5 protein-coding genes and 1 pseudogene are annotated in these 7,154 nt (G+C 69.5%); 2 read left to right on the forward strand and 4 right to left on the reverse strand.

Annotated elements, in window-relative coordinates; translation table 11 throughout:
• Nucleotides 1–84: 84 nt before the first annotated feature.
• From V5O46_RS31260 to V5O46_RS31275, 4 genes are all read right to left on the reverse strand, one after another.
• Nucleotides 85–1,317: a serine hydrolase domain-containing protein gene (locus V5O46_RS31260; RefSeq protein WP_332888116.1), complete on the reverse strand. Its 1,233-nt coding sequence runs from the start codon at nucleotides 1,315–1,317 to the stop codon at nucleotides 85–87.
• 164 nt (nucleotides 1,318–1,481) lie between these two features.
• A complete protein-coding gene (locus tag V5O46_RS31265) occupies nucleotides 1,482–1,940 on the reverse strand; it encodes an NUDIX hydrolase (protein WP_332888117.1) in 459 nt (152 codons plus the stop codon).
• A gap of 249 nt (nucleotides 1,941–2,189) precedes the next feature.
• Nucleotides 2,190–2,933 (reverse strand): class I SAM-dependent methyltransferase, encoded by a 744-nt coding sequence (locus V5O46_RS31270; RefSeq protein ID WP_408649089.1) that lies wholly within the window; start codon nucleotides 2,931–2,933, stop codon nucleotides 2,190–2,192.
• Between the two features lie 11 nt (nucleotides 2,934–2,944).
• Nucleotides 2,945–4,417 carry an asparagine synthase-related protein gene (locus V5O46_RS31275; RefSeq protein WP_332888119.1) on the reverse strand — a complete coding sequence of 491 codons (1,473 nt, stop codon included), beginning with the start codon at nucleotides 4,415–4,417 and terminating at the stop codon, nucleotides 2,945–2,947.
• A gap of 852 nt (nucleotides 4,418–5,269) precedes the next feature.
• Here V5O46_RS31275 and V5O46_RS31280 point away from each other — a divergent pair.
• Together V5O46_RS31280 and V5O46_RS31285 are read left to right on the forward strand one after the other, a co-directional pair.
• Nucleotides 5,270–6,610, forward strand: a complete 1,341-nt coding sequence (locus V5O46_RS31280) for a tetratricopeptide repeat protein (protein WP_332888120.1) — start codon at nucleotides 5,270–5,272, stop codon at nucleotides 6,608–6,610.
• Nucleotides 6,611–6,670: 60 nt separating this feature from the next.
• Nucleotides 6,671–6,988 (forward strand): annotated as a pseudogene (locus V5O46_RS31285) (hypothetical protein); the annotation flags it as partial.
• Nucleotides 6,989–7,154 lie beyond the last annotated feature (166 nt).

The following is a 7,154-nucleotide window of genomic DNA, read 5'->3' on the forward strand; positions in this document are numbered from 1 at the left end:
CGCCGGGGGCAGCCCCGGTGGGGGGGTGTGGGGGCGGCGGGGGCCCGGCGCCCCCTCCTCCTGTGCCTCGGGTGTCTCGGACTGCTACTTCCGGCAGAACTCGGCCTCGACCACCGCCGCGGTGTCCCCCGCCCAGTCCCCGTTGAAGTTGAAGGCGAGCGAATGCCGCCCGTCCTTGGTCGTGACCGCCTCCGACACGGACCCGTGGATACCGCCGCCGTGCCCCCAGACGGCCACACCGCAGCTCAGCTCGGTCCGCATCAGCCCGAGCCCGTATCCGATGCCGTCCTGGACCTGGACGGCGTCCGTCATCTCGGCCAGCTGGGCGGCGGGGAGCAGCCGCCCGCGCAGCAGCGCGGTGTAGAACCGGTTCAGGTCGGCGGAGTCGGAGACCATCTCGCCGGCGGCCCCGGCGATGGACGGGTTGAGCCGCGTGACGTCGTACGTGGGCCCGGTCGCCGGCTCGGCCAGCTTGGAGTAGGCGCGGCTGCTGGGCTGCGGGACGGTGACGCGGGTGCCGGGGAGGGAGGTGGCGCGCAGGTGGAGCGGCTCGATGATGCGCCGCCGGATCTCGGTGGCGTAGGGATCGCCGGTGACCTTCTCGATCACCATGCCGGCGAGGACGTAGTTGGTGTTGGAGTAACTCCAGGAGGTGCCGGGGGCGAAGTCCGGCTCGTGCCGCATGGCGATCGCGACGAGCCGGTCGGGCGGCACGGTGTCGTACCGGTGCCGGAAGAAGCCCTCCTTCAGGAGGTACGTACGCCCGAACTCCTCGTCGGAGGTGTAGCTGTAGATGCCGCTGGTGTGGTTGAGGAGCTGGCGCAGGGTGATGCGGGTGCCGTCGTGCCCGTTGCCCTCGACCAGCCCCGGAAGCCACCGGTCGACGGTGTCGTCCAGCGACAGGCGCCCCTCGGCCTCCAGTTGCAGCAGCACGGTCGCGACGAACGTCTTGGTGATGCTGCCGACGCGGTAGCGGTCCCGGGTGGACCGCGGCTCTCCGGTACGGAGGTCCCCTGCCCCCGCGGTCGCCGCCCACGGCCGGTACCGGTCCCGGGCTGTGAGGGTCACGCCGGGGACCCCGCTGCGGACGGCGGCGCGGATGGCCTCGCGGGTGGCGTGGTGATCGGCGTCGCTGTGGGTGTCGCGGTGTCCGTCACCGGCCGCCGGTGCCTCCGGTGCCTCCGGTGCCGTCGGCGTCACCGGCACCGCTGGGTCCGCCTGATCCGCCGCCACCGCCGGGCCCGCGAGGGCCAGCGAGAGCGCCACAGCCGTCACGGCCACGCAGGCCGCCCGCACACGTGCTGACGTCTTCCCCATGATCCGTACTTCCCCCTTGCGGTCGAGCTTGCGGTCAGGGGGAGAGACCTCGACCCGCGGTGCGAAGGTTGCCGTCGTTTCTGCCGGTTGACCGGGTTTCAGCCCATCTCCGAGAGCCTCTCGTCCGAGAGCCTCTAGCCCGGAAGCCTCTCGCCCGGAAGCCGCTAGTCCGGGACCCGCCCCGCCGCCGGACGCTCACGCCACAGCCGCAGCGCGATGTCGACGAGGGGCACCCGGTTCAGCCCGGAGACCTCGGAAAGATCATGCCAGGCGGCAAGATCGGTGGACCCACCGACCTCGGCCCGCAGCTCGCCCCCGACGACGTTCCCCTCGTACATGATCTGCACGCCATGATGATCGACGCTCCGTGCGAAGAGCCCCCGGCGCCGTCGCCGAACCAGCCGCAGGGACCCGACCCCGAGCAGCCCGCTGACGTCGATCCGGTACCCGGTCTCCTCCGCCACCTCCCGCACGACCGTGTCGAACGGATCCTCCCCGTGCTCCATCCCGCCACCGGGCAGCACCCACTCGGGCACCCCGCCCGGCCCGGGCGACCGGGCAAGCAGTATCCGCCCGTCCAGCACACACACGGCGTAGGCCGCCACCCGCAGTTTCTGCCGCACGGGAGGGCAGGCTAGGCCATGGGGCGCGCCCCCAGCAGCCCTGTCGGCGGACTCCCGGATCCGCCTGGGCTTCTGCTGACGCCGGTCCCTCGCTACCGTCCACGGCAGCTCGCCCGCGAGGTGGCCAGGCTGGACCACCTCGGCGGAGGTGCGCCGCCGCGAGCGCGACATCGAACGCGCGCCATGCAGGCCCTGGTCCGGGACGCCAGGAGTCCGGGGCTGGTGCTGGTGCTGGTCCTGGTGCCGTTTCTAACCCCGTCGGTCATCACGGGTGTATCGCGCAACTGTGTACGCGGTGGGGCCAGTGAACCCTGTCTCTGCGCCGTCGTTCATGTCCAGGACCTCGAAGCCGGCGCCCTCCGCGTAGCGTTCGAGCTCCTGGGGGAACAGGACCCGTCTGCGGATCTCGTCTCGGGCCTCGTCGCCCGAGGGAAGCGCCCAGTGTCGGTGCATGGTGTCGATCTGGGTCCGCAGGTTCCACGTGTGGCGGATGGTGACGGTGGCAGAGCCTCTCGGGGTGTCGACGGTGGCGGTTGTCGGCTCGGTCCGGGTGATCGGGGCGATAGGGGAACACAGCACGAGCAGCGCTGCCGGCTGGGCGTGGGCGGCGAAGGTGGCGAAGACCTGGCTGATGTCGTGGTTGTCGTGGACGTAGGCGAGGCTGTTGCCCATGCAGGTCACCACGTCCATGCGTGTGCCGAGTCGTGCGGTGCGCATGTCGCCGGTCCGGATGTCCAGCTCCGGCCGGGCCTGGTGGGCGTAGTCGACCATGCCGGGCTGGAGGTCCACGCCGATGCACTCGAAGCGCTTGGCGAGGATCTCCAGGTCGCGGCCGGTACCGCATCCGAAGTCGACCAGGGTCCGGGCGTCCGGCTGGTGCAGCTCGATCTGGGTCTGGCACATTCCGGCGCTCGTGCTGTCGGACTGGACCACGTCGTAGAGTGCCGGATCGCGGTACAGGAGGTTGGTGGCTTCCACGTGCTCGGCTTCCATGTCGGGGCTGGTCACATGAGGCTTCGAAGTCCGACCTCCAGGGCGAGTACATCGCACAGCAGATCGGGGACGACCGGGGCGGAGTCGGCGTTCCTCCGTGCCTGGGCGAGAGCCTTGCCGTCAACGTAGCCGAGGTCCACCAGGACGGACTCCTTCAGCATGTCGTCCAGCACGGGCAGTCCGTAGAACCGCAGGCCCTTCTCCAGGACGGCCAGGAAGTTCTCCGGTTCGGCCGGCGCGGCCACCCACTCGGGCAGCCCAGCCCGCCTGATCCGTTCGCGGAACAGCGCCTTGCCGCGCTTGTGCTCGTGCGGTAGCTGCTCCATGAACCGCACGATCCGCGGGTGCGCGAGCGGGCTCACCGGCCAGATTCCGGCCCGGAGGAACCCGGGGTTGTGCATCCCGAACGCCATCAGGGTCGGTACGGGCAGCACTGGGATGGGGGCCAGGTGCTCGTTGACTTCGGCGAGCGCTCGGACTGCTCTGTTGCCGAGCCACGGCACGGGGTGCGCCATCGGCAGTTCGGCCTGTGTCCTGGAGTGGTGGGCGTTGATCTCGTCTCCGCCGCTGCCGGTGAACATGACGTCGCACCGCCGGGCGGCTGCCTGCTCGCGCACGACGTCGAACGCCTCCTGGTAGAAGGCTCCCGCCGGATCGTGCGGCTTGCACAGAGCGCGCACGCCTCCGGGACAGAAAGGTGGGTGCTGCATGGCGGGGGTGGCCGTGTCGCGGAAGCCGCAGTGCTCCACAAGGACCCGGCACCGCTCGCTCTGCTGCCTGCCGGTGCTCCCTCCCACCAGCAGGCCGAAGCTGTACACCTCCGGGTAGCGGACTGCTTTCACTGCCAGCGCGACGTTCCCGGAGTCCGCGCCGCCGGACAGCTCAACACCCACGCATCCGGTTGTGGTCGGCGCCTGGCGGATCACGTCGGTCAGCAACTCGTCCAGAGCGGCGAGTGGATCGACGCCGGGCCGCACCCTGCGTGGCTCAAGTACGTGGTGGGCGGGCTCGGGGTAGTGAATGCTGAGTCCGTGACGGGTGAGGGTGGCCGCTGCCCGCTCGGTGAGACGGTAGACGCCTTCGAAGAATGTCTCGGACGTGTAGCGGTGCTGCCTCGTCAGCGTGCGGGCGACAACCCGCGGCACCAGACGGTCGGCCCGCAGATGCGGACGCAGCAGGGTCAGGTCCCACGAGGCGTGCAGTTCCCCGGCCTTCTCTGTCAGATAGAGCGGGGCAGTGCCGAAGACACCCGCCGACAGACGGGCTTCCCCCGGCCCCATGGTGAGCGCGACGAAGTCGGCGTCACCCCGCTTGCACTCCTGCACGCGGAACCGTACGCGTGCTGCCTGGTCGTCGTTGACCTCCATGACCAACGTTGACGCGTTCGCGGGTTCGATCCAGCTCTGTCCGTTGATCCAACGGCCGCCTTCTGACCTCCACTTGGGCTCCTGGAGATCGTCCAGGCACAGACGCATCGACAGCATGTCGTACCTTTCCGACGTCGTGCGGCGGGCCGGGCCGCGAACGGCCCTGCCCCGCCTGGCGTCAGCCCTGGATCACCTGCTGCAGTGGTCGCCGTTGTTGTCGCCGCCGCCCGGCATCTTGTCGAGCAGCGCGGCCTCGACGGCCGGGACTCCGGTGATCAGGTCGCCGGTGAACAGCTCGTCCACGTTCATCGTTTTCTCCCTTACGGTTTTCAGTGGACTCGGCGGCGGATGCTGCGGAGTTGGACCCGTCCGGCTGCCGGACCCTTGCGAAGAAGGCAGCCGGACGGAGTGCCCCCACCGCTTCCGGCGGCGGGCCCTCCCTCGTCACGGGTGGGAAGCCTGGATACGTGACGGGGAGGAGTCAGGTGGGTGAGGATGCGGCGGCCACGCACAGGACGAAGCCGACCGATCCCGAAATGGTGATGATCAGAAGCGGTCCGGCGTAGCGACCGGCGACTGCGGCCAACCGATTCACAGCCGCTCTCCACGACTGCGCTCGTTGACCTCGCGTACTGCGGCGCTCAGCCTCGCCGCCCCGGCCTCAGGCGTGCCACTGCGGTGCTGCGGACAGCGACACGGCGAGAACCGATGCGAACCCGGCGGCAGGTCCGCGCCCTCGTAGGTGTCGATCCTCAACACCCCGTTCATGCCCCGATCCTCGGTCATCCGGGCCAGACGGGCCCGTGCTTCGCTTCTCATCCCTTGAGCCCCTCAGACGACGGCTGCGGCGAGGTCTCGCCGTTCCCTGCTGTCTCTACGCAACCGCACGACCACTCTCAGCGGTACCGTTGCCGCAGCGTCAGGACTTGAAAACCTTGAAAGTCCGCAAGGTCAGGGGGTGTTGAGGGCATGGCCAAGCGTGAACCGAACGTGGCGCTCGGGCGCCTACTCACCGAGGGCCGTTGGACTCACCGCCAGTTCGCGCGGGCGGTGAACCGCGTCGGCACGGAGACCGGAATCCCTCTGCGCTACGACGAGTCGGCGGTGAGCCACTGGCTGGGCGGCACCGTCCCTCGCGGTGCGGTGCGCGCATGCATCCTCGAAGCCCTCTCCCGTCGCCTTGGGCGCCCCGTCACCCACGCCGAGGCCGGGCTGCCCGTTCCGCGCGATCGTTCCTCCGCGGCTGCGGATACCGTGGAAGGGGTGATCGACCTGGGGAGGCTGGATATGGACCCGTCCCGCCGCAGTGTCCTGGGTGCCGGCCTGTTCTCCGTGGCCGTCACCATTCCCGGCTGGCCTGATGTGGTCGGGCGTGCAGATGCCGTTGAATCCGGTCACACCAGTCGCATCGGCATGAACGAAGTGGACATGGTCGTCGCTATGACCGAGCGTGTCTCGGAGCTGGACGATGAGTTCGGCGGCCGTCACGCACGTCCCATGGCGGCCTCGTTCATGGTCAACACCGTGGCCTCCTATCTGCGCGCCGACGCGCCCGAGGACGCACGCAAGGCGATGCTGTCCGCCGCCTCGGACCTGCTCTACCTGACCGGCTACATGGCCGTGGACGAAGGGCTGCACGGTCTCGCGCAGCGCTATTACGTCAAGGCTCTGGAGCTGGCGGGCGCGGCCGAGGACCACCTGACGTACTGCACCACCCTGCGGGGGATGAGTGTCCAGGCAGTTGACCTCCGTCACGGGGCGAAGGCCAAGGAGCTTGCCGATGCCGCTGCCGCCGCCTCCCCGAAAGCCGGCCCTCGGATGCTGGCCTTCCTCGTCGGCCAGCAGGCGCACGCCGCCGCGCAGACCGGCGACCGTGCGGGCGCGCTGCGCCACATCCGGGAGGCCGAAGCGGCCATGGACCGTGCTGAGTCACGCGGCAAGGCGTTCGGCTCGTACGACCCCTCTTCGCTCAACTACCACGTCAGCCAGGTACGTTACGAACTCGGTGACAAGGCCGGAGCCGTTGAAGCCATGCAGCAAGCTGACCGGCTCCGCCCCAGCGTGTACCAGCGCACACGAGTACACCGTCGTGGCCTGCTGGCCGAACGTCAGTTGGAACTCGGCCACCTGGAAGCGGCCTGCGTCACCTGGCACCAGGCCCTCGACGACTACCCCAAGGTGCAGTCCGGCCGCGCCGACGACCGCGTGAAGGCGATGTTCGGTCTCTTGCGTCCTCATCTGAAGAACGCGGCGGTCCGGGACCTGTACGACCGGGCACGGACGCTCGCGCCACCGTCGCTCGTCACCTGACCGCCGTCGCATCTTCAAGCTCAGCCACGGAAAGTCAGCCACGACAGCGGGTGCGCCGGGGCTCGGGGGCACTTCCCCACCGACCAGGCTGCCCTCAAATGCGTCTACCTGGCCGTCATGAGCCTGGAACCGACCAGCACCGGACGCAAACGCTGGACCATGCTGAAAAAAACCGACCGAGTTCCACCGTTTACTACACAGCCCCACCTCGTCGTCATCAAGGAACTCCTCGGACACGCCCACATCGGCGTCACCGCCGGCGTCTACGCCCACGTCCGGCTGCGACTCCAGCGCCAAGCCATCGACACCCTCGGCAACACCCTCGGCTCAGCGGACGACGGCCCCGAAGGCCCACCCGCCGCAGCCGTCGTCCGCTGACGTTGCCGCTGAGGTTGAAAGGGTGGGGTGACGGGGGCTACGGGGGCTCCAGTCCGAGGCCGGTCTCGGCTATGAAGCCGTTGAGGATCTGCGGTCGGCGTTGGATGGCGCGTAGGCGGTTCTTCACGAGCGGGGTGAGGTCGTCGATCGTGCGGGGTGCGAGGTT

The organism is Streptomyces poriticola (genome assembly GCF_036689765.1).
GTDB classification, from domain to species: Bacteria; Actinomycetota; Actinomycetes; order Streptomycetales; family Streptomycetaceae; genus Streptomyces; species Streptomyces poriticola.

Coding starts and splice junctions, on each gene's coding strand:
- V5O46_RS31260 (WP_332888116.1), bottom strand. CDS start 1,317: ATGGGGAAGACGTCAGCACGTGTGCGGGCGGCCTGCGTGGCCGTGACG.
- V5O46_RS31270 (WP_408649089.1), bottom strand. CDS start 2,933: ATGGAAGCCGAGCACGTGGAAGCCACCAACCTCCTGTACCGCGATCCG.
- V5O46_RS31275 (WP_332888119.1), bottom strand. CDS start 4,417: ATGCTGTCGATGCGTCTGTGCCTGGACGATCTCCAGGAGCCCAAGTGG.
- V5O46_RS31280 (WP_332888120.1), top strand. CDS start 5,270: ATGGCCAAGCGTGAACCGAACGTGGCGCTCGGGCGCCTACTCACCGAG.